General features: G+C 61.3%; 22 protein-coding genes. 5 read left to right on the top strand and 17 right to left on the bottom strand.

Going from position 1 to position 21395, the window contains the following annotated elements; all coding sequences use genetic code 11:
* Positions 1-111 precede the first annotated feature (111 nt).
* From QMK52_RS10830 to QMK52_RS10795, 8 genes are all read right to left on the bottom strand, one after another.
* Complete coding sequence (locus QMK52_RS10830; RefSeq protein ID WP_005791756.1) at positions 112-1116, bottom strand: septal ring lytic transglycosylase RlpA family protein; 1005 nt, start codon at positions 1114-1116, stop codon at positions 112-114.
* Complete coding sequence (mltB, locus tag QMK52_RS10825) at positions 1116-2126, bottom strand: lytic murein transglycosylase B (RefSeq protein WP_005791758.1); 1011 nt, start codon at positions 2124-2126, stop codon at positions 1116-1118. Before mltB ends, QMK52_RS10830 begins: the two co-directional genes overlap by 1 nt.
* Positions 2127-2143: 17 nt before the next feature.
* On the bottom strand, positions 2144-3247 hold the full coding sequence (rodA, locus tag QMK52_RS10820) for a rod shape-determining protein RodA (protein ID WP_050549432.1): 1104 nt from the start codon (positions 3245-3247) through the stop codon (positions 2144-2146).
* Between the two features lie 31 nt (positions 3248-3278).
* A complete protein-coding gene (gene mrdA, locus QMK52_RS10815; protein ID WP_005791763.1) occupies positions 3279-5177 on the bottom strand; it encodes a penicillin-binding protein 2 in 1899 nt (632 codons plus the stop codon).
* A gap of 15 nt (positions 5178-5192) precedes the next feature.
* Positions 5193-5660, bottom strand: a complete 468-nt coding sequence (rlmH, locus tag QMK52_RS10810) for a 23S rRNA (pseudouridine(1915)-N(3))-methyltransferase RlmH (protein WP_003176297.1) — start codon at positions 5658-5660, stop codon at positions 5193-5195.
* A 9-nt stretch (positions 5661-5669) separates the two neighbouring features.
* Entirely contained in the window at positions 5670-6164 is a 495-nt protein-coding gene (gene rsfS, locus QMK52_RS10805) for a ribosome silencing factor (protein WP_003176298.1), read from the bottom strand.
* A gap of 66 nt (positions 6165-6230) precedes the next feature.
* Positions 6231-6875 (bottom strand): nicotinate-nucleotide adenylyltransferase, encoded by a 645-nt coding sequence (gene nadD / locus QMK52_RS10800; protein ID WP_005791767.1) that lies wholly within the window; start codon positions 6873-6875, stop codon positions 6231-6233.
* Positions 6875-8140 (bottom strand): glutamate-5-semialdehyde dehydrogenase, encoded by a 1266-nt coding sequence (locus QMK52_RS10795; protein ID WP_005791769.1) that lies wholly within the window; start codon positions 8138-8140, stop codon positions 6875-6877. The genes nadD and QMK52_RS10795 overlap by 1 nt, the downstream gene beginning before the upstream one ends.
* 174 nt (positions 8141-8314) lie before the next feature.
* Here QMK52_RS10795 and QMK52_RS10790 point away from each other — a divergent pair, with 174 nt between their 5' ends.
* Together QMK52_RS10790 and QMK52_RS10785 are read left to right on the top strand one after the other, a co-directional pair.
* On the top strand, positions 8315-8998 hold the full coding sequence (locus QMK52_RS10790; protein WP_005791771.1) for a DNA-3-methyladenine glycosylase: 684 nt from the start codon (positions 8315-8317) through the stop codon (positions 8996-8998).
* A 141-nt stretch (positions 8999-9139) separates the two neighbouring features.
* Positions 9140-10456, top strand: coding sequence for a bifunctional DedA family/phosphatase PAP2 family protein (locus QMK52_RS10785; protein WP_005791773.1), 1317 nt, complete (start codon positions 9140-9142; stop codon positions 10454-10456).
* On the opposite strand, the gene QMK52_RS10780 is transcribed toward QMK52_RS10785, so the two are convergent.
* The 4 genes from QMK52_RS10780 to QMK52_RS10765 all read right to left on the bottom strand — a co-directional run bounded on the left by QMK52_RS10780 (position 10450) and on the right by QMK52_RS10765 (position 12445).
* On the bottom strand, positions 10450-10665 hold the full coding sequence (locus tag QMK52_RS10780) for a hypothetical protein (protein WP_032803985.1): 216 nt from the start codon (positions 10663-10665) through the stop codon (positions 10450-10452). The two genes, QMK52_RS10785 and QMK52_RS10780, sit on opposite strands and share 7 nt — an antisense overlap.
* Positions 10666-10765: 100 nt before the next feature.
* Complete coding sequence (locus QMK52_RS10775) at positions 10766-11356, bottom strand: LON peptidase substrate-binding domain-containing protein (RefSeq protein ID WP_005791777.1); 591 nt, start codon at positions 11354-11356, stop codon at positions 10766-10768.
* 22 nt (positions 11357-11378) lie between these two features.
* A complete protein-coding gene (locus QMK52_RS10770) occupies positions 11379-12095 on the bottom strand; it encodes an LrgB family protein (RefSeq protein ID WP_005791780.1) in 717 nt (238 codons plus the stop codon).
* Positions 12092-12445 (bottom strand): CidA/LrgA family protein, encoded by a 354-nt coding sequence (locus QMK52_RS10765; protein WP_005791782.1) that lies wholly within the window; start codon positions 12443-12445, stop codon positions 12092-12094. Before QMK52_RS10765 ends, QMK52_RS10770 begins: the two co-directional genes overlap by 4 nt.
* A 185-nt stretch (positions 12446-12630) precedes the next feature.
* On the opposite strand from QMK52_RS10765, the gene QMK52_RS10760 reads away from it, so the two are divergent.
* The 3 genes from QMK52_RS10760 to QMK52_RS10750 all read left to right on the top strand — a co-directional run bounded on the left by QMK52_RS10760 (position 12631) and on the right by QMK52_RS10750 (position 15581).
* Entirely contained in the window at positions 12631-13086 is a 456-nt protein-coding gene (locus QMK52_RS10760) for a MaoC family dehydratase (RefSeq protein WP_005791783.1), read from the top strand.
* A gap of 105 nt (positions 13087-13191) precedes the next feature.
* Positions 13192-14910, top strand: coding sequence for a C13 family peptidase (locus tag QMK52_RS10755; protein ID WP_005791785.1), 1719 nt, complete (start codon positions 13192-13194; stop codon positions 14908-14910).
* Positions 14911-14939: 29 nt separating this feature from the next.
* Positions 14940-15581 (top strand): oxidoreductase, encoded by a 642-nt coding sequence (locus QMK52_RS10750; RefSeq protein ID WP_005791787.1) that lies wholly within the window; start codon positions 14940-14942, stop codon positions 15579-15581.
* A 121-nt stretch (positions 15582-15702) separates the two neighbouring features.
* Here QMK52_RS10750 and QMK52_RS10745 read toward each other — a convergent pair whose 3' ends face one another.
* From QMK52_RS10745 to QMK52_RS10725, 5 genes are all read right to left on the bottom strand, one after another.
* Entirely contained in the window at positions 15703-15987 is a 285-nt protein-coding gene (locus tag QMK52_RS10745; protein WP_320404078.1) for a YceK/YidQ family lipoprotein, read from the bottom strand.
* The gene (gene ubiX / locus QMK52_RS10740; protein WP_320404077.1) at positions 15980-16609 is read right to left on the bottom strand and encodes a flavin prenyltransferase UbiX; all 630 of its coding nucleotides are present in this window, start codon (positions 16607-16609) and stop codon (positions 15980-15982) included. The genes QMK52_RS10745 and ubiX overlap by 8 nt, the downstream gene beginning before the upstream one ends.
* Complete coding sequence (gene mpl, locus QMK52_RS10735; protein ID WP_194439329.1) at positions 16606-17955, bottom strand: UDP-N-acetylmuramate:L-alanyl-gamma-D-glutamyl-meso-diaminopimelate ligase; 1350 nt, start codon at positions 17953-17955, stop codon at positions 16606-16608. Before mpl ends, ubiX begins: the two co-directional genes overlap by 4 nt.
* 109 nt (positions 17956-18064) lie before the next feature.
* Positions 18065-18763: a hypothetical protein gene (locus QMK52_RS10730; RefSeq protein ID WP_032803986.1), complete on the bottom strand. Its 699-nt coding sequence runs from the start codon at positions 18761-18763 to the stop codon at positions 18065-18067.
* A 657-nt stretch (positions 18764-19420) separates the two neighbouring features.
* A complete protein-coding gene (locus QMK52_RS10725; RefSeq protein WP_194439332.1) occupies positions 19421-21331 on the bottom strand; it encodes a sigma-54-dependent Fis family transcriptional regulator in 1911 nt (636 codons plus the stop codon).
* Between the last annotated feature and the right edge of the window lie 64 nt (positions 21332-21395).

The following is a 21395-nucleotide window of genomic DNA, read 5'->3' as shown; positions in this document are numbered from 1 at the left end:
CTGTCACGTGTTCGGTTGCCCGCTCACCCCTTGCCCCTGGGTTTTTATTGTTCAACGAGCCAACAACCTGGACTCAAGCGCGCGGGCGCACCTGAGCCATCAATCCGTTACTTATTCTGCGGTGACCACACTGGGTTGCCCCAGGTTGGCCAGGCGCACGCTGTTCTGCACTTGCGCCACTTCACTTGGCGAACCGATCGGGCCCATGCGTACACGGTGCAACGTTTGCTGGTTACGCACGATGGAGCTGATGAAGACCGGCGCGCTGACCATACCGCTGAGCTTGGACCTTAACAGTTCTGCCGCATCCGGGTTGGCGAAAGCGCCGACCTGCAGGTATTGCCCGCCCACCATCGAGGCGCCCGGTGCTGCATGAGGAACGACGACGGTATCCGGAGCATGTTGCGCCGGCGGCGGCGTCCACTGCTCGATCTTGCCGGTCGAGGCCGTCACTTGCGGTTGCGGGGTTGCCGGTTCGTTGAGCATCAACGGCGCCGGCTTGCCGCGCTGGGCCCAGTACTGCGCCGGGTCGATGCCTTCGACTTTCACCCGTGCGGTGCCGGTTTCGGCGTAGCCAAGCTTCTTGGCGGCAGCGTAGGACAAGTCGATGATCCGGTCCGAATAGAACGGCCCGCGGTCGTTGACCCGCAGGATCACCGTGCGGTTGTTGTCGAGGTTGGTAACGCGAACATAGCTGGGCAACGGCAGGGTCTTGTGGGCCGCGCTCATGCCGTACAGGTCATACACTTCGCCGTTGGCGGTGTTCTGGCCATGAAACTTGGTGCCGTACCAGGACGCGGTGCCGGACTGCACGTAGGTCTTGGATTCCTGCAGCGGGAAGTAATTCTTGCCCAGCACGGTATAGGGGTTGGCCTTGTAGGGGCCGGTATGCAGGGTCGGCGTGGCATCCGGGATTTTCGAGACATCCACATCCCACCACGGCGCGCCATCTTTGTGCGCACGGTTGATGTCCAGGCCCGGCTGGGCGCGCACCACCGCGCCGCCGGCCTTCTTGGCAGGCGCACGGTTAGGGGTGGTGGAGCAACTGGCAACCAGCAAGGACAACGCGGCGAACGCCACCAGCTTGAGCGGTTTTTTGAACGGCGATACCCGCATTACTTGTTGCCCCGTGCTTGAACCAGCTCATCTGACAGCTGATGCACGGCCATGGCGTACATCACACTGCGGTTATAACGCGTGATTGCGTAGAAATTCTTCAGGCCCATCCAGTATTCCGGGCCGTTTGCACCTTCCAGGCGGAATGCCGTCACCGGCATGTCGTCGCGTGGCGCATTCTGACTCGACCAGCCCAGCGCTCGCAACTCCCCGACGGTCTTGACCGGCTCGATACCCTGGGTCAAGCCTTCATCGGCGCGCTCACCTGTGACATCGGCGCGGATAACCACCGGTTCGCCGCCAACCCAGCCGTGACGCTTGAAGTAGCTGGCCACGCTGCCGATGGCATCGTCGGGGTTGCTCCAGATATTGATATGGCCGTCGCCGTCAAAGTCCACCGCATAGGCGCGAAAGCTGCTCGGCATGAACTGCGGCAAGCCCATCGCACCGGCGTACGAGCCCTTGAGTGTCATCGGGTCGACCTGTTCTTCGCGGGCCAGCAGCAGGAATTCGCGCAGCTCCTTGCGGAAGAATTCGGCACGCGGCGGGTAATCGAAGCCCAGGGTCGACAAGGCGTCGATCACCCGATAGCTGCCGGTATTGCGGCCGTAGAACGTTTCAATGCCGATGATCGAGACGATGACCTGGGCCGGCACGCCGTATTCCTGCTCGGCGCGGGCCAGGACGGCTTCATGCTGACGCCAGAAGTCCACGCCGCGGGCAATACGTGCGTCAGTAAGGAACATCGGGCGATATTCCTTCCACTGCTTCACGCGTTCGGCGGGGCGGGAAATGGCGTCGAGGATCGCCTGCTTTTTCTGGGCTTCGCGGAACACGCCCATCAGTTGCTCGCCGGCAAAACCGTAGTCGCGGGTCATCTCACCGACAAATTCGGCGACCTGGGGTGAACCATCGTAGTCACCGGCCTGCGCCTCTTGCGTTGCCCCCAGCAGCCCAATCAGGCCCATCCAGGTCGCATGCCGAGTCGCCCAGCCGCGCATTACTTGCATTGACATCTTCACCTTATTCAAACCTGTGCGATCCACTTGCGATGCGTATGAATCGACATCAAAACCCCAAACGCTGACAGCAATGTCACCAGCGAAGTTCCGCCGTAGCTAATGAATGGCAACGGCACCCCAACCACCGGCAGCAGGCCACTGACCATACCGATGTTGACGAAAACGTAAACAAAAAAAGTCATGGTCAGGCTGCCGGCAAGCAATTTACCGAACAGCGTCTGCGCCTGGGCGGTAATCACCAGGCCGCGACCAATCAACAGCAGATAGATCAACAACAAGGCGCAAATGCCCACCAGGCCGAACTCTTCGCCCATCACCGCGATGATGAAGTCGGTATGACTCTCGGGCAAGAAGTCCAGATGGGACTGGGTGCCCAGCAACCAGCCTTTGCCGAATACGCCGCCGGAACCGATGGCTGCCTTGGACTGGATGATGTTCCAGCCGGTGCCCAGCGGGTCGCTCTCCGGGTCGAGGAACGTCAGGATCCGTTGCTTCTGATAGTCGTGCATGAAGAAGAACCACATGGCCACGGCCACGGGGACGGCAGCGGCCAGCACGCTGAGGATCCAGCGCCAGCGCAAGCCGCCCATAAACAGCACGAACGCGCCACCGGCCAAAATCAGCAATGAGGTGCCAAGGTCAGGCTGGCGCACGATCAGAATAAACGGCACGCCGATTAGAAGCAGGCTGATCACCACGTGCTTGAGCTGTGGCGGCAAGGTGCGCTTGGACAAGTACCAGGCGATGGTAGCCGGCATCAGGATCTTCATGAATTCCGACGGCTGGAAGCGAATCACCCCGGGAATGTTGATCCAGCGCGTGGCCCCCATGGCGTTATGGCCCATGACATCCACCACCACCAGCAGCAACACGCCGGCGACATACCCCAGCGGCACCCAACGCGCCATGAAGCGCGGTTCAAGCTGGGCGATCACCACCATCGACAACAGGCCCAGGCCAAACGAGGACGCTTGCTTGATCAACAGGTCCCAGTTCTTGCCGCTGGCCGAATACAGCACGAACAGGCTGCCGGCCGCCAAGGTCAGCAGCAGGATCAGCAGCGGCCCATCAATGTGCATGCGTTGCAGCAACGTCGCACGGCGACGCATCACATCCTCGCTGGAGAGGATGCGGTCAAAATTACTCTTCACGGGCCGTAACCTCGGGGCTTGATGGGGGGCCGCCATACTCGGGCTTGAGCTTGCCATCCTCGGCCAACAGCCAGGCATCCATGATCTGCCGCACCACGGGCGCCGCGACGCCAGAGCCGGACTCACCGTTCTCGACCATCACCGAGACCACGATTTTCGGGTCGTCAGCCGGGGCGAAGCCGACAAACAAGGCGTGGTCGCGGTGACGCTCCTGAACCTTGGAACGGTCATATTTTTCGCCCTGCTTGATCGCGACCACCTGGGCCGTACCACTCTTGCCGGCGATGCGGTATTGCGCGCCGGCTGCCGCCTTGCGTGCGGTACCCCGTGCGCCGTGCATGACTTGCTGCATGCCGTGGTTGACCTTGGCCCAGTCGGACGGGTCGCGCAGCACAATGTCGGGAATCGGGTTGTCGTCTACCGGCTTTTCGCCTTCGATGGTCCTGGCCAGGTGCGGCCGGTTCCAGATGCCTTTATTGGCCACCAGCGCCGTGGCCTGGGCCAGTTGCAGCGGCGTGGCCTGCATATAGCCCTGGCCGATCCCCAGGATCAGGGTTTCACCCGGGAACCATGCCTGACGGCGCGTCGCACGCTTCCATTCCCGCGACGGCATCAGGCCGGGAGACTCTTCGAACATGTCCAGAGAGACTTTCTGACCGAGGCCGAACTTGCCCATGTAGGCAGACAGGCGATCGATCCCCAGCTTGTGGGCCAGGTCGTAAAAATAGGTGTCGTTGGAGCGCATGATCGCGGTGTCCAGGTCGACATAGCCGTCACCGGAGCGGTTCCAGTTGCGGTATTTGTGATCATAGTTGGGCAGCATGTAGTAGCCGGGGTCATAGACCCGACTGGAGGCCGTGACTACACCGGAGTCCAGGCCGGCGATCGCCACCGCCGGCTTGATGGTCGAACCCGGTGGATACAGGCCGCGCAATACACGGTTGAACAGCGGTCGATCGATGGAGTCGCGCAACTCGGCGTAGGCCTTGAAGCTGATGCCGGTGACGAACAGGTTAGGGTCGAAACTCGGCTGACTGACCATCGCCAGCACTTCGCCGGTCTTCGGGTCCAGCGCCACCACGGCACCACGCCGGCCCCCCAGGGCCATCTCGGCAGCTTCCTGCAACTTGATGTCCAGGCTCAGCACAATGTCCTTGCCCGGTATCGGGTCGGTACGCTTGAGCACGCGCAAGACGCGGCCGCGGGCGTTGGTCTCGACTTCTTCGTAACCCACCTGGCCGTGCAGCTCGGGCTCGTAGAACCGCTCGATGCCGGTCTTGCCGATATGATGGGTGCCGCTGTAATTGACCGGGTCGAGGGTTTTAAGCTCTTTCTCGTTGATCCGCCCCATATAGCCGACCGAGTGGGCAAAGTGCGCCCCTTGCGGATAGTGGCGCACCAACTGCGCCACCACTTCCACACCCGGCAGACGGAACTGGTTCACGGCGATTCGGGCGATCTGCTCTTCGGTCAGCTCGAACAGGATCGGCACCGGCTCGAACGGCCGGCGCCCCTGCTTCATGCGTTTCTCGAAGATCACCCGGTCTTCCGGCGTCAGTTGCAGCACCTCGACAATCACATCGAGCACCTGCTGCCAGTCGCCGGAACGCTCACGGGTCATGCTCAGGCTGAAGCTGGGGCGGTTATCCGCGACCACCACGCCATTGCGGTCGAAGATCAGCCCACGGGTCGGCGGAATCGGCTGCACATGCACCCGGTTGTTTTCCGACAGCGTGGAGTGATAGTCGTACTGGATCACCTGCAGGAAATACAGACGCGCAATCAGCACACACATCAGCACCACCACCAAAATCGCACCGAACACCACCCGCGCGCGTACCAGACGTGCGTCTTTCTCGTGGTCCTTGATGCGGATCGGCTGGGTCATCGGGGGCGGCGCAGACTATTTGTGGTAAGGGTGCCCGGACAGGACTGTCCAGGCGCGATACAGCTGTTCACCGATCAGAATCCTTACCAACGGGTGCGGCAATGTCAGCGCCGACAACGACCAGCGCTGATCGGCTCGCGCACAGACTTCCGGCGCCAGCCCCTCGGGGCCACCGACCATGAAGTTGACCGTACGCGAATCCAGGCGCCAGCGATCCAGTTCCACCGCCAACTGCTCGGTGCTCCAGGGCTTGCCGTGCACTTCGAGAGTGACGATACGCTCGTTGGGGCCGACCTTGGCCAGCATGGCTTCGCCTTCCTGGCGGATAAAGCGCGCCACATCGGCGTTCTTGCCCCGGGTATTGAGCGGTATTTCCACCAGTTCAAGCGACAGCTCAGCGGGCAGACGCTTGGCATACTCGTGCCAGCCTTCTTCCACCCACTTGGGCATGCGTGAACCGACAGCGATCAGACGCAGGCGCACAGCCGTTCCTTATTCCTGGTCTTTGTTGAGCTTGTCGAAGTGCGCGTGGCCCACTTCCGGGCTGTGGTGCTTGCCATCGGCGGCACGGCTCTGCTCGGCGCCTTTCCACAGACGCTCCAGGTCGTAGAACTGGCGGGCGTTGGAGGTCATCATGTGAACGATCACATCGTCCATGTCCAGCAGTACCCAGTCGCTGTCGCCCTTGCCTTCTTCACCCAGAGGCTTCACGCCCTGGGCTTTGACGGCTTCACGAACCTTGTCGAGCATCGCGCCGATCTGACGGTTGGAAGTACCGGTAGCGATGATCATGAAGTCGGTGATGCTTTGCTTGTCGCGTACGTCCAGCACCTGGATGTCCTGGGCCTTAACGTCTTCCAGGGCGGCCACGGCCACTTTCACCAGCTCTTCGCCAGCCAATTCCGGGCCCACGTGGGCTTCAACCGGCAGCGGTGCGCTTTTGAAGGTGCCTTTGCGCTTAACTTTGCTTACGTCTTTGTTCGTCATATAAAACTCGTTTTGCTCGTATGTTCGGGCGCTTGCTGCACGGTTCGTGCGTTCAAGCGCGCCTTTTCAGTTCGACGCACGGTAAAGCCCGTGCGCATCGATGTAGGCCAGGACCGCGTCAGGCACCAGGAAACGTACCGACTTACCGCTGGCCAGCAGTTGACGGATCTGGGTGGCGGACACCGCAAGCGGGGTCTGCCAGACGAATGCAATATTCCCGTTCGGCCCGGTCAGGGCCAAGGGGTCACTTACCGACCGCGCGGCCAGCAGGTTGCGCAAGGCATCCGGCGGTTCGCTGTCGGCATCCGGGCGTTGCAAAACCAGGATGTGGCAATGCTGGAGGAGCTCCTCCCAGCGGTGCCAAGAGGGCAGGCCGCAAAATGCGTCCCAGCCCAAAAGCAGAAACAACTGGTCATCTGCGCCCATCTCGGCGCGCATCAATTCCAGGGTGTCGACAGTGTAGGACGGTTTATCGCGCTTGAGCTCGCGGTCGTCCACCATCAACGGCTGTATGCCCTCTACGGCCACCTGCACCATTTCCAGGCGCTGTTGCGCAGACACCTGCGGCGTATCGCGATGCGGCGGCCGAAAATTGGGCAGCAGCCGCACCTCGTCCAGCGCCAGGGCATCGGCGACTTCCAGGGCACTGCGCAAATGGCCGATGTGCACGGGGTCGAAAGTACCGCCGAGCAGCCCGATGCGTTTAGCCATCAAGTGCGCACATGACCGTCGCCGAACACTACGTACTTCTCGCTGGTCAGCCCTTCAAGGCCAACCGGGCCACGTGCATGGAGCTTGTCGGTGGAGATACCGATCTCCGCCCCCAGGCCATACTCGAAGCCGTCGGCAAAACGTGTCGAGGCGTTGATCATCACCGAAGCGGAGTCCACTTCATTGAGGAAACGCCGGGCATCGCTGAAGTGCTCGGAAACAATGGCGTCGGTGTGCTTGGAGCCGTATTTATTGATGTGCTCGATGGCCTGGTCCAGGTCGTCGACGATGCGAATCGACAGGATCGGCGCCGTGTATTCGGTGTACCAGTCTTGTTCAGTCGCCTCGATCACATCGCTGCCGAGCAGTGCACGGGTACGCTCGCAGCCACGCAGCTCCACGCCCTTGTCACGGTAGATGGCAGCCAGCGGCGGCAGCACGCGCTCGGCAATGCCGGCGTGCACCAGCAGGGTTTCCATGGTGTTGCACGGCGCGTAGCGGTGGGTCTTGGCGTTGTCGGCAATGCGAATCGCCTTGTCGAGGTCGGCGGCGATGTCGATGAAGACGTGGCACACGCCGTCCAGGTGCTTGATGACTGGCACCTTGGCATCGCGGCTGACGCGCTCGATCAGGCTCTTGCCGCCACGGGGCACAATCACGTCGACGAATTCCGGCATGGTGATCAACGCGCCCACAGCCGCGCGGTCGGTGGTTTCCACCACTTGCACCACTTCGGCTGGCAACTCGGCCACGGCCAGGCCTTGCTGGATGCAGGCGGCGATAGCACGGTTGGAATTGATCGCCTCGGAGCCGCCTCGCAGGATGGTGGCGTTGCCCGACTTCAGGCACAGGCTCGCGGCGTCGATGGTCACGTTCGGACGCGACTCGTAGATGATGCCGATCACACCCAGCGGCACGCGCATCTTGCCTACCTGGATACCGGACGGCAGGTAACGCATGTCGCGGATTTCACCGATGGGGTCAGGCAGCTTGGCCACCTGACGCAGGCCTTCGATCATGTCGTCGATACGTGCCGGGGTCAGTGCCAGGCGATCCAGCAAGGCCGGTTCCAGGCCATTGGCGCGACCATTGGCCAAGTCCAGTTCATTGGCAGCGGTCAACTCGGAGCGCGAAGCATCCAGAGCATCGGCAGCCGCCAGCAGCGCACGGTTCTTCTGCGCAGTGCTCGCACGGGCGATCAACCGCGAGGCCTGACGGGCAGCGCGACCCAGGCGGGTCATGTAGTCAAGAACGGACTCAGTCATGGTCAGGGAGTCTTGGCAAAGAGGAAAGCGGCAGATTATAGCTGTGACGCCGCTCGACTGACAGCGGTGAGGGGCGGATGGTCGAAATGAACTGTAAAAACCCGGGGTTCAGCGGTAATTAAGGTGAGAGTTGTTATTATTCCGTCACATTTAGCCGTAATAACCCTGAACGCCATGCCCGGACTTACCGCCCCACTCCCCGCAAGCGCCCTGCCCGACGGCTTCTTCGACCGCGATGCACAACTGCTCGCGCAAGAGCTGTTGGGGAAAATCATTCGCCACCGTGTTGGTGATCTCTGGCTTTCGGCGCGAATTATTGAAACCGAAGCCTATTACGTGGCCGAAAAAGGCAGCCATGCGTCGCTGGGTTACACAGAAAAGCGTAAGGCTTTGTTTCTGGATGGCGGTCATATCTATATGTACTACGCCAGGGGCGGTGATTCCCTGAACTTCAGCGCCCACGGCCCGGGGAATGCCGTGCTGATCAAGTCGGCTTACCCGTGGGTCGATGAAATCTGCGGGCCGGCAAGCCTGGCGCAAATGCTGTTGAACAACCCCAACCCCGACGGCAGCCCGCGCCCGGCGCAGAAGCTGTGCGCCGGGCAGACCCTGCTGTGCAAGGCGCTGGGCCTGAAAGTGCCGATGTGGGACGCCAAGCGCTTCGATCAGGAACTGCTGTATGTCGAAGATGTGGGCCAGGTGCCCACGCAGATTATCCAGACCACCCGGCTGGGCATTCCCAGCGGGCGCGATGAACACTTGATGTATCGCTTCGTCGATGCCGGCTATGCGCCGTACTGCACGCGGAACCCGCTGCGTCGCGGGCAGGTCGAAGGCCGCGATTATTTTTTGATCTAACGGGCGACACATCCCATGTGGGAGCTGGCTTGCTTGCGATAGCGGTGGGCCAGGCAACTTCCATGCTGGCCATGCCGCAGCCATCGCAGGCAAGCCAGCTCCCACAGTGGAAATTCACCGTCTCATTATGGAGTGGATTGTATGGGCCAATGGCTCGATAGCATCACCGGCTGGCTGACCCTGAACCCGCAATGGCTGGCAGCCGCGGTGTTTATTGTCGCGTGCGTGGAGTGCCTGGCCATTGCCGGGCTGATCGTGCCGGGCACGGTATTGCTGTTTGCGATTGCCGCACTGGCCGGCAGCGGTGCGTTGTCACTGAGTGAAACCCTGCTGCTGGGCTTCCTCGGCGGACTATTGGGCGACGGGGTTTCCTACTACCTGGGCCGACACTTCCATCAGAACATCCGGCGCTTGCCGGGCCTGCGCCATCATCCGGAATGGATGAATGGCGCAGAAACCTACTTCCACAAGTACGGAATCGCCAGCTTGCTGGTCGGGCGCTTCATCGGGCCATTGCGGCCCATGCTGCCGATGGTCGCCGGTATGTGCGACATGCCGCTCCCGCGCTTTGCGATCGTCAGCGTGATCGCCGCCGCCGGTTGGTCAGTGGCGTATCTGCTGCCGGGCTGGGCAGCCGGTGCCGCGTTCCGCCTGCCCTTGCCGGAAGGTTTCTGGCCGGAAGCGGCGATTGTTGCGGCGTGCCTGGCGGCGCTATTGGGATTAAGTTTGAACAGCAGCCTGCGCGCCCATCGTCGCGCAACGTTGTGGATCGGTTGTGCCAGCCTGACCCTGCTGATCGCGCTGTTTATCGGCTACCCGCATCTCAATGACTTCGATCAGGGCCTGAGCGCCCTGGTGCAGGAGCATCGCAGCCCGTGGCTGGATGAGGTGATGGTGCGGATCACGCAATTGGGCGAGTTCAAGAAAATGTTCGTCGCCAGCGCGGTGTTCACCGCCCTGTTGTTTGTGGCCCGGCAATGGCGACACGCGCTGTTTGTAGGAGCGACCCTGGCAGGCGCGGCGGTGATCAACACCGGCACCAAGCTGTTCTTTGCCCGTGGCCGCCCGGAGATTCTGACCGACCCGTTGACCAGTTTCAGCATGCCCAGCGGCCATGCCTCCGGCGCTTTTGCGTTCTTCCTGGCGCTCGCGGTATTGGCCGGTCGCGGCCAACCCACGCGGTTGCGCCTGACCTGGATGCTGCTGGGCTGCATACCCGCCGCATTCATTGCTCTGTCGCGGGTGTACCTGGGCGCTCACTGGCCCAGCGACATCCTCGCAGGCACGCTACTGGCCATGACGGTATGCGCATTCAGCCTGACCGTGATCCAGTACCGCAGCCCGCTGCCGGCAATGACGCAAAAAGCCTGGTGGCTGGTATTGCCGGCGGTGGTGGCGGTGCTCGGCTTCATTGCATTCACCGGCACCTCCCATGCATTGCTCAGGTACGCCTACTGACCCTTGGCCGGGCCAATCCAGTCGACTGAAGCAGAGCGACGCTCCACGCAACGTTCGCGTCGCTCCAGCAGCATCTCGTCGGCAATCTCGGCGGCGCGCTCGGCGATGTACTCCGCGCCCCGGGTGGCGTCCTGCTGGAGCAATTGCGTGGTCACGCTGACAAAATACGTGTCCCAGGCGACTTGTTCCGATGGTGTCAGACGAATCATGGTCATCCCCGATCATTATGGTGTGATCGGAAAATATTGCAGGCGTCGCGCCTGAAATGACGTAGCAAAATCCGAAAGCAACCGCAGAAAATTCCGTATCTCAGGTGAACAACTCACCCTGCAATTCATCCAGCAACATCTGAATGGCATCCAGCCGCTGCTGCGGATCGTCAATTTGCAGCAAGTCGACCTTATCGGCGTCGGTAAACGGCAGCAGGTACGCCAGTTGGTTGCCGAGGGCCTGCTGGCCTTCGGCATGGGCGTTCATCTCCAGCGAAGCTACCATCGGGTGCTCCGCCAGAGCCTCCAGCAGCGCCAGCAAGTCGGCGTCCTCTTCTTCCAGAGGCCGATCCGGCACCTCCTCCAACCATTTAACCTCGGCCACCAGCAATTGATCTTTCTGCACCGTGACGTCTAGTACGCGGAAACGCCGGCCACCTTCCACACGAATCCCCAGCAGGCCGTTGTCCTGCTGTTTGAAGTCGCGAATAAACGCTTCGCAGCCGATCAGCGCGTAGCCGTCCGGGGCTATGCCCACTTCCAGGCCATTGAAGATGCACACCACACCAAAGCTTTCGCCCTTTTTCATGCAGCGGCTGATCATGTCCAGGTAGCGCGCCTCGAATATCTGCAGGTCGAGGGTGCAGCCTGGGAACAGCACAGTGTTGAGTGGGAACAGCGCCAGACTCATAACGGTTTCCTTAAAACCCGGGTTAAACAATTACCGACACGGCCAACGGCAGAAACACCGCCGTCGCCACGCCCATCAGGCTCATGGCCAGCGCCGCAAAAGCGCCGCACTCTTCGCTTTCCTGCAGGGCCACCGAGGTGCCGACCGCATGAGCGGTCATGCCCAGCGCCATGCCCCGCGCTTCAGGGCTGTGCACACCCAGCCGCGACAGATACGCCGGGCCGATCATCGCGCCGACCACCCCGGTGATCAGTACAAACACTGCCGCCAATGCCGCCACGCCACCAATCTGTTCGGCGACCAGCATGGCAATCGGCGACGTTACCGACTTGGGTGCCATGGTCATCAGCACCCTGTGTTCGGCACCAAACCACCACCCCAACAGCACACACAAGCCGGTAGCCAACACCCCGCCTACCACCAGCGTAGTAAAAATCGGCCAGAACAATTGGCGAATCCGCCGCAGGTTAAGATAAAGCGGTACCGCCAATGCCACCGTTGCAGGCCCCAGCAGGATCCCCATGATCTCGGTGCTTTCGCGGTACTCGGCGTAACTCAGGCCACAGGCAAGCAACACACCGATCACCAGCAACATCGACACCAGCACCGGCTGCAGGAAGATCCAGCGGGTTTTCTCGTACCCCGCCAGCACCAACTGATAGGCGCCCAGGGTGATACCGATGCCAAACAACGGGTGATGAATGACCGCCGTCCAGGCGCCCTGCCAGTCAAGCATCATTGGTCCTTCTCCTTGCGCCTGACCATCTGCTGCATCAGCACACCGACAAAGCCCATGGCGATCACCAGCGACAACACCAGCGCCCCGACGATAGCCCAGAAGTCCGCGACAATGTCCTTGGCGTAGACCATCACTCCCACGGCAGGCGGCACCAACAGCAACGGCAGATAACGCAACAGGCTGCCAGCCGCCAGGCTCAGCGGCTCGCCGACTTCACCGCGCCAGACCAGAAAGCCCAGCATCAGCAGCAGCCCGATGATCGGCCCCGGCAGTACCGGCAACAGCAAATGATTGATCGCCGTACCGATCAATTGAAACAGCACCAGCCAAGTCAGGCCACGTAACAGCATCCCGCTCTCTCCCCCCTCAAAGCCCATGCACATTATAAGCACGCCCGCCCTATGCCCAGGCATTCGCCAAAAGCATGTTGGGTTGACCGGGCCATTTGCCCATGATGATCTACATTGGTTCTCTGTATCCCATATAAAACCCCTTATCAACGGGGGATAAAAATGATGAACCCAGGAGAGACGCAATGCCCTATGTACCCGTAGCGCAGCTCAAAGATTATGTCGGCAAGGAACTGGGACGTTCCGAATGGCTCACCATCGACCAGGCGCGCATCAACCTGTTCGCAGAGGCCACCGGCGATCATCAGTTCATCCACGTCGACCCGGTCAAGGCCGCACAAACCCCGTTCGGCAGCACCATCGCCCACGGTTTCCTGTCGCTGTCACTGATGCCCAAGCTGATGGAAGACATCCTGATCATGCCCGAGGGCTTGAAAATGGCCGTCAACTACGGCCTGGACAGTGTGCGCTTCATCCAGCCGGTGAAGGTCGACTCCAAGGTACGCCTGAACGTCACGCTCACCGACGTCACCGAGAAAAAACCCGGCCAATGGCTGTTCAAGGCCACCGCCACCCTGGAAATCGAAGGCCAGGAGAAACCTGCCTATATTGCCGAGTCGCTGTCACTCTGCTTCGTGTAAGGCCGACCCTGTGGCGAGGCAATAAACCTTGCCACAGTGTATGTAAATTTATGTATGAATCTCGCGGCTGCGGCATACTCGGCGCTCAATTATCCGGATCCCGCTATGCGCCCACTCGCTCCCCTTGCCCTTGCCCTGTTGCTGACCGCTTGCGGAGACGGCGAATCGCTGTTGCCGCCCGATGCGCGCCTGCCCGATGGCGGCCGCTACCGTGGCGATGTGGTCAACGGCCTGCTGCAAGGCCAGGGCCGCGTGGACTACCCCAACGGCAGTTGGTACGCCGGCCAGTTCGATAAAGGCCAGTGGCACGGCCAGGGCGAATGGCATGGCAGCAATGGCGAAGTCTATAAAGGCCAGTTCCAGCAGGGCCTGTTTGATGGCCAGGGCAGCTTGACTACCACGGGCAGCAGCTATGTCGGCAGCTTCAAGAACGGTCGACGCAATGGCGAAGGCACCCTCAAAGAAGGGCAGATGACCTATCGCGGCGAGTTCAAGGACGACCAGTATGCAGGCCTCGGTCGCCTGGAATTGGCCGATGGCAGCCAGTACCAGGGCCAATTTGCCCACGGCAAGCCCAATGGCGAAGGCCAGCGCAATGACGACAGCGGCAATCAGTTCAGCGGCCACTTTGTCGATGGCCAACTGGAGGGCAATGGCACCTTCAATAGCGCTGAGGGCGATATCTATATCGGCCAATTCAAGCAGAACCAACTCAACGGCAAAGGCCGCTATGAAAACGCCGACGGCGACGTATGGATCGGCCAGTTCAAGGAAGGCGCCCTCAGTGGCAAAGGCGAGTTGATTGGCGCCGATGGCAGCCACTACGTCGGTCAGTTCAGTGACTGGCGCTTTACCGGTGAGGGGCGCCTGAACCTCACCGATGGCAGCTTCTATATCGGTGGCTTCGACAGCGACAACTATCAGGGGCGTGGCACCCTCGTGCTCACCGACGGCACCGTGCAGGCCGGCACCTGGGTCAATGGCCTGCGCGTGCGCGATGCCGATGGCAAGTTACTGCCCGACCCACTGGAAACCGGCCTATTGGCCCAAGGCCGCTTGCTCGACGAGGCCCTGGCCGCCGTGCCGGCCTCGACACCTGCCGTCGAGCTTTATACGTTGGCGTTGGCAGGTGACGGCAAGCAAAGCGTGTTCCTGCGCGAAGCCGATTACGTCAGCAACCTGCTCACCACACGCTTCGGCGCACGCGGGCAGGTCCGCCTGGTCAACCATCGTGACCACATCGCCGACCGTCCACTGGCCACCCGTGAAAGCCTGCGGCGTTCCGTGCAAACCCTGGCCGAACGTACCGGGCCCGAAGACCTGGTATTTATCTACTTGACCAGCCACGGCACCCATGAACATGAGTTGGTGCTCGACCAGCCGCGCATGGAACTGGCCGACCTGCCCGCCGATGAACTGGCCGCCGTGCTGACGCCGTTGAAAAACCGCGACAAGATCATCGTGATTTCCGCCTGCTACTCCGGCGGTTTCATTCCGGCCCTGAAAGATGAGCGCACGCTGATCATGACGGCTTCCCGTGCAGATCGCGTGTCCTTTGGCTGTTCAGAAGAGGCGGACTTTACCTACTTTGGCGATGCCCTTTTCGCACAAGCCTTCAACCAAACGGACGATTTGCAACACGCGTTCAAACTGGCACAACTGCATGTGGCCGAACGCGAGCAGGCGGACAACTTCGAAGCCTCAGAACCGCAGATCTGGGCGCCCAAAGGCGTGATCGCCCATTGGCAACTATTACGCAAACAGCAGGCACGAAAGGCGCTCGAAAGCGTCTCAATGAATAGCAAGGAAGCCAAAGGCAACTAAGCTGTAACGTGTAACAAGGGGGAAACATCATGTACCTGACACCTCAGCATATCCTGCTGGCGGGGGCCTCCGGCCTCACCGGCGAACACCTGCTTGATCGTCTGCTCAACGAACCCACCGTGACCCGTGTACTGGCGCCGAGCCGCAAGCCGCTGGCTGAACACCCACGCCTGGAAAACCCGGTGGGCGACCCTGCGGTGTTCCTGCCGCAACTGAGCGGCCGGGTGGACATTGCCTTTTGCTGCCTGGGCACCACGATCAAGAAAGCCGGCTCGGAAGCGGCGTTCCGTGCGGTCGATCTGGACATGGTGGTGGCCTTCGCCAAGCGCGCTCGGGAACTGGGTGCGCGGCATCTGATCGTGATCAGTGCGATCGGCGCCGACCCGAAATCCTCAGTGTTCTACAACCGAGTCAAGGGCGAAATGGAGCAGGCACTCAAAGCCCAGGACTGGCCGCAACTGACCATCGTGCGACCTTCCTTGCTGCTGGGGGACCGGCTGGAACCGCGTCTGGCCGAACAGCTTGCCGGGCCGTTGTCGCGCTTGATTCCGGGCAAGTACCACGGCATCGAAGTCTGCGAACTGGCTCGCGCCATGTGGCGCCTGGCGCTGGAAGAACAGGATGGCGTGCGGGTGGTGGAGTCGGATGAGCTGCGCAAGCTCGGCAAGTAAGAACACCAATCCAAATGTGGGAGGGGGCTTGCTCCCGATGACGGTGGGTCAGCAACAAGGTAGTTGCCTGACACGGCGCCATCGGGAGCAAGCCCCCTCCCACACTGGGTTCGTGTAGTTCTCAGAGTCCGCCAGTGGCGTTGAAGCCCACACCCAGCACGGTCAACAACGACAGTGGCAACAGCAGCGTATCGAGCAGCGCGCTGGCCGGCAGGTCGAGATGGGGATAGCCCGGCGCCTCGGCCCCAAACCTGTCCTTGGCACAGCAGCCGCCATTGATCGCATACAAATCCAGGCGCGTACCGGCATACACCACAGGCGCGCCAGGTTGCGCGGCGTCCAGGGTGCGCGCCGTGGCGCAGCCCGTCAGTTGCAGCGCCAGTAATAGCAGCAGCGTTTTATTCATCACCGCCCGAATGGTGCTCGCCCCAACGCGGCAGCATGTCCTGGGGAATGTTCAGCAGGTTGAGAATGCGCGCCACCACGAAGTCCACCAGGTCATCGATGGTCTGCGGCTGGTGATAGAAACCTGGCGACGCCGGCAAGATGGTCACGCCCATGTTCGACAACTTGAGCATGTGTTCCAGGTGAATACTCGAATACGGTGCTTCGCGCGGTACCAGGATCAATTGGCGACGCTCCTTCAAGGTCACGTCCGCCGCCCTTTCAATCAGGTTATTGCAGGCGCCCGTGGCAATCGCCGACAGGGTGCCGGTGGAGCATGGCACCACCACCATCGCCGCCGGCGCGCCGGAGCCCGAAGCCACGGGCGACATCCAGTCTTCCTTGCCATAGACCTTGATCTGCCCCGCTGCCGCACCGGTGTATTCGGTGAGGAACGCTTGCATCATCTGCACCTTGGCCGGCAATTGCACATCCGTCTCGGTCGCCAGCACCAATTGGGCGGCCTTGGAAATCAGGAAGTGCACTTCACGGTCTTCACGTACCAGGCAATCCAGCAGGCGCAGGCCGTAAGGCGCGCCGGATGCGCCGGTCATTGCCAGGGTGATACGTTCGGGGCCACTCATTGCAACGCCTCGGCCAGCTTGCCGTGCAAGCCGCCAAAACCGCCGTTGCTCATGACGACCACATGGGTGCCGGGCTTGGCCAAGTGCTTCACATGCTCAATGATGCCTTCCAGCGAATCACACACCGTCGAGGGCACGGTGCACAGCGCAGCGATCCCCGGCAGGTCCCAACCAAGGTTGGCAGGCGCGTACCAGACCACCTGGTCGGCGTCGTTGACGCTTTCCGGCAGGCCATCGCGGTGCGCACCCAGCTTCATGGAGTTGGAGCGCGGTTCGACGATCGCAATGATTTGGGCATCGCCAACGCGCTTGCGCAGGCCGTCGAGCGTAGTGGCGATAGCTGTTGGATGGTGGGCAAAGTCGTCGTAGATGGTAATCCCATTCACGTCGGCGACTTTTTCCATGCGCCGCTTGACGCTTTTGAATGCGCTCAAGGCCGCGATGCCCATGGCCGGCACCACACCGACATGCCGTGCAGCCGCCAGGGTTACCAGCGCGTTGGCGACATTGTGCTGGCCGGTCATATCCCACTCCACGACGCCTTGGGCTTGGCCTTCGAACAGCACTTCAAACCGGGAGCCGTCTTCGCTGAGCAACTTGACCTGCCATTGCCCGCCCACACCGGTGGTCTGCACCGGCGTCCAGCAGCCCATGTCGATCACGCGCTGCAACGCCGGTTCAGTGGTCGGGTGGATGACCAGGCCTTCACTCGGGATGGTACGCACCAAGTGATGGAACTGCCGCTCAATAGCCGCCAGATCGGGAAAGATGTCCGCGTGATCAAACTCAAGATTGTTCAGGATCGCTGTGCGCGGACGGTAGTGGACGAACTTGGAGCGCTTGTCGAAAAACGCGCTGTCGTATTCATCGGCTTCGATCACGAAAAACGGCGTATCGCCCAGGCGCGCCGACACCGAGAAATTCTGCGGCACGCCGCCGATCAGGAAGCCCGGACTCATGCCCGCATGTTCCAGTACCCAGGCGAGCATACTGCTGGTGGTGGTCTTGCCGTGAGTGCCGGCCACTGCCAATACCCAACGACCTTGCAACACATGATCAGCCAGCCATTGAGGGCCTGAGACGTAAGGCAAACCTTTATTGAGCACGTACTCGACCGCTGGGTTGCCACGGGACATGGCGTTGCCAATCACTACCAGATCCGGCACCGGGTCGAATTGCGAGGGATCGTAACCTTGGGTCAGCTCGATACCTTGCGCCTGCAGCTGCGTGCTCATGGGCGGATAAACGTTGGCATCGGAGCCCGTAACGTGATGGCCCAGCTCTTTGGCCAGAACCGCCATTGAACCCATGAACGTACCGCAGATACCCAGAATATGAATGTGCATAGTCGACCTCGTAAACATCGAGGCAGGTTAGCGTAGGGTGGGAAAGTTCGCACGCTTTAGCTGAGGGCGAAACGCCCGCCGGTAGGATCCGGCGGGCAAAAGGGATGTCTTAAACCATGGTGCCAGCTTTTTTAAGCTCAGCGTCTTTCAAGGTCATGATTCGTTCGGCCGCTTTTTCCATCGCGTCATACCGACGCTCTATTACGCCTAAGCGTCCCCCGGTGCCGGGAGAGGTTGACGACTCAATGTGAGGTTTGAAAATAACGCCGTTGTCCTCGGCCACTTGCCTCATATGGGTTTCTGACACGCTCAGTAACTGCTCTAGGTTAGTCAAGCGTGCCCCACGCTCCTTGGGCCAGGCGTCGTCCATGGCAAGCCGGTCTGCGGTGCTTCCCGACGCCAGCATCATGACGACATTGGCAAACTCCAGCACTACTTTCTCTACCCGATCCAGATGGCGCATGGCTTCAAGCGCAGGCTCATCGGGTGCGGATGGCGCAACGGTTGGCGGCATGGAGTCCTGTTCGGGCTGTGCAACGCCCGGCAAATGCGGTGGCGGTGGCGCCACTGGCACCGGTAGGTATTGGCCCTTGATCGCTTCCCCCGCAGCCACGGATCCGGCATACGCCCCCACATTGATCGGCGCGCTGACCATACCATTGACGCCTGCGTTGATGAACGCGTCCTTGACCGTCTTGCTGGTAGAGGGTGATGTAGAAATAACGCCCGCTTTGACCAGCCTGTCGGCATCCAACAGTCGCTGGGTGACATCGACCACGCTGACCTTGGGCGGATCGTTCTGTTTCACAGGGGCGGTCCCACCGAGGGGGGGCGTCTGAGGCCCCTTGCTCAGCACGTCCTTGAGCCTACCTGCGGTTGACTGGCTTGAACTGCCCGCAGTCGCACTTGCACTTGCACCAGGGGTATCGTGGCTTGTCGTCGGCTTTTTCCCACCCGCCGTGATTGGGGGCCGGCTGGGCGTGGGACTGACCGAGGCAGGCGGCAATCTGGGCGATGGCGTGGGCGGCACGTGAGGCGTGGGGCGGGATCCTCCCCACCCTCGCAGTCCAAAGATTCCACGCTTGATGCGCACCTTCGGCGTTTGATCAGTCTCCTGCGCAGACAACTGCGTGCCAGGCTCAGGCGGAGTGTGGTCCACCGGTTCGTCCCAGCCCGCCGTAAAGGGTTGCGGTTGGGACGTGAGCGTAACGTCAAGTTGAACAGGGAGTTGTGGCACAGGAGTCGTTATTGGACTTGTAATATTCATGTGTTGTCACCCTAGAAGTTTCAAACAACTGTGATTAAGGGCACGTGATGCTCTGCCCTTATTCCATCAGTGCTTAAAACAACGTGCAGCGTTCCGGGGCGACGTGAGTACGTAGCGCGATAAAAAACCTTAAAGCCTGTGCGACAAAACACGAGCCATCGGCAATAACTGAGTTACTCCGACAAGTGTCGCACTCCCTTAATGAGTGCAGTCCCTGGAGATTCCATGTTTGCGTAACTTGCGGTACAGCGTATTGCGACTGACCCCCAACTGTTCAGCCACATGGCTCATATGCCAGCGCTGCTGCACCAACGCACCGAGTAATGCCTGACGCTCGGCGCTTTCCAGCGGCAAGGCGTACGGCGCATCCACCCTCGCCCCCAGCGGCCGCGCCTGGCGAATCAGCGCCGGCAAGTCCTCAAGACCGACTCGCCCGCCCTCACAGAGCGCTACCACCGTGCGCAACACGGTACGCATTTGCCGCAGATTGCCGGGCCAGTGGAATGCCAACAAGGCCTGGCGCGCTGACTCGTCTAGCACCACCTGTTCGGTGCCGGCCTCTTGGGCCAGGAGGAAGTCCAACAATTGCGCCTTGTCAGTGCGTTCGCGCAACGGCGGCAGGGCGACTTCCAAGCCGCTCAAGCGGTAATACAGGTCTTCGCGAAAGCTGCCATCGGCCACACGCTCCAGCAAATTACGGTGCGTCGCGCTGATGATGCGCAGGTTCACGGCTTGAGGTTCGCCGCCGATAGGCACCACCAGGCGATCCTCCAGCACCCTCAACAAGCGGGTTTGCAGCGCCAGTGGCATGTCGCCGATTTCGTCGAGAAACAGCGTACCGCCGTCGGCCTGTTGCAGCTTGCCGCGCATGCCTTCTTTAAGGGCGCCGGTGAAACTGCCGGCGCGATAGCCAAACAGTTCGCACTCGATCAGGTTTTCCGGAATGGCCGCACAGTTCAGCGCGACAAAGGCCTTGTCGCCTCGCTGGCTGGCCTGGTGCACGGCCTTGGCGAAAGCCTCTTTACCGCAGCCGGTTTCGCCGTTGATCAGCAAGGGCACGTCGCGCTCGAATACGCGCGAGGCCTTGCGCAGCTCATTTTGCAACGCCGGATCGCCCAGGCAAATACCCAGTGGACGTGGCGCCTGCGGCTTGACGACCGGGGCCAGCGTACTGCGGGGCTGGCCTCGCAGCGCTGCAAATAAAGGCCGACCATCGCGGCTACGCAGCGGCCAACTGGCAGTGGCATTCGCGCTGGCCCGCCCTAGCAACTGATCCAGGGAACAGTCGAAAAACGCGTCCACCGGCTGGCCCACCAAGCCGCCGCGTAGCTGCCCCAACAGGTTCAGGGCGCTCTGGTTCACCGCACAAATGCGCCCTTCGCCATCGAACGCCAGCAAGCCTTCACTGAACAACCCGACCGACTCGGCCTGCAGGTGAAAACGCAGCAGCCAATGATGTTCGAAGTGGCGCAGGAAGTAGCAACTTTCGATCATCTTGGCCGACAGGTTCACCAGCGCCATGGTGTGGAACTGGCTCTGGCGCGACACGGCTTCGCGGGCCGAGGACACATCCAGCACCGCCAGCAATTCACCGTGAGGGTCGAACACCGGGCTCGCCGAACACGTCAGCCCGGTATGGCGACCGCGAAAATGCTCGTCACGGTGGATGGTCAGGGATTGACGCTCGACCAGGCAGGTGCCGATGCCATTGGTGCCTTCGCAGGCTTCACTCCAGTCGGCGCCCAGCCACAGCCCGGCGCGCTCGAAAATCTTGCGCTCGGACGGCGCGGTGACACAGTTGAGGATCACCCCCCGGGCATCGGTGAGCAGCACCGCGTGACCAGCCCCCGAGAGTTGCTGGTGCAGACTGTTCATCTCGTTGCCGGCGATGTGCAGCACCTGGCGCAGGCGTTCGCGGCTTTCCAGCAGGCGGCCATGCTCAAGCACGGTGGGCGCGACGGTCTGCGCAGGGTCGAGGTGGTAGTCCTCAACGCAACGCAGCCAGGAACGGGCGATGGAGGGATCGCTGCCCGGCCCTTGGAGCGGCTCTTGCCCCCGGGTGACAGTGAGAACCTGCTGGGCATGGCGACTGAAATGATCGTTGTGCATGTTCTTATTATTCTCCCTGCGTGAGAGCGCCCAGCATCCACCAGCCACCGGGCCATTGCAATCC

The sequence above is a fragment of the Pseudomonas sp. P9_2 genome (genome assembly GCF_034008255.1).
In the GTDB taxonomy this organism is placed as follows: Bacteria; Pseudomonadota; Gammaproteobacteria; order Pseudomonadales; family Pseudomonadaceae; genus Aquipseudomonas; species Aquipseudomonas synxantha_A.
The sequence above is the reverse complement of the archived record's forward strand: the minus strand, read 5'-3'. Positions and strand labels throughout refer to the sequence as shown.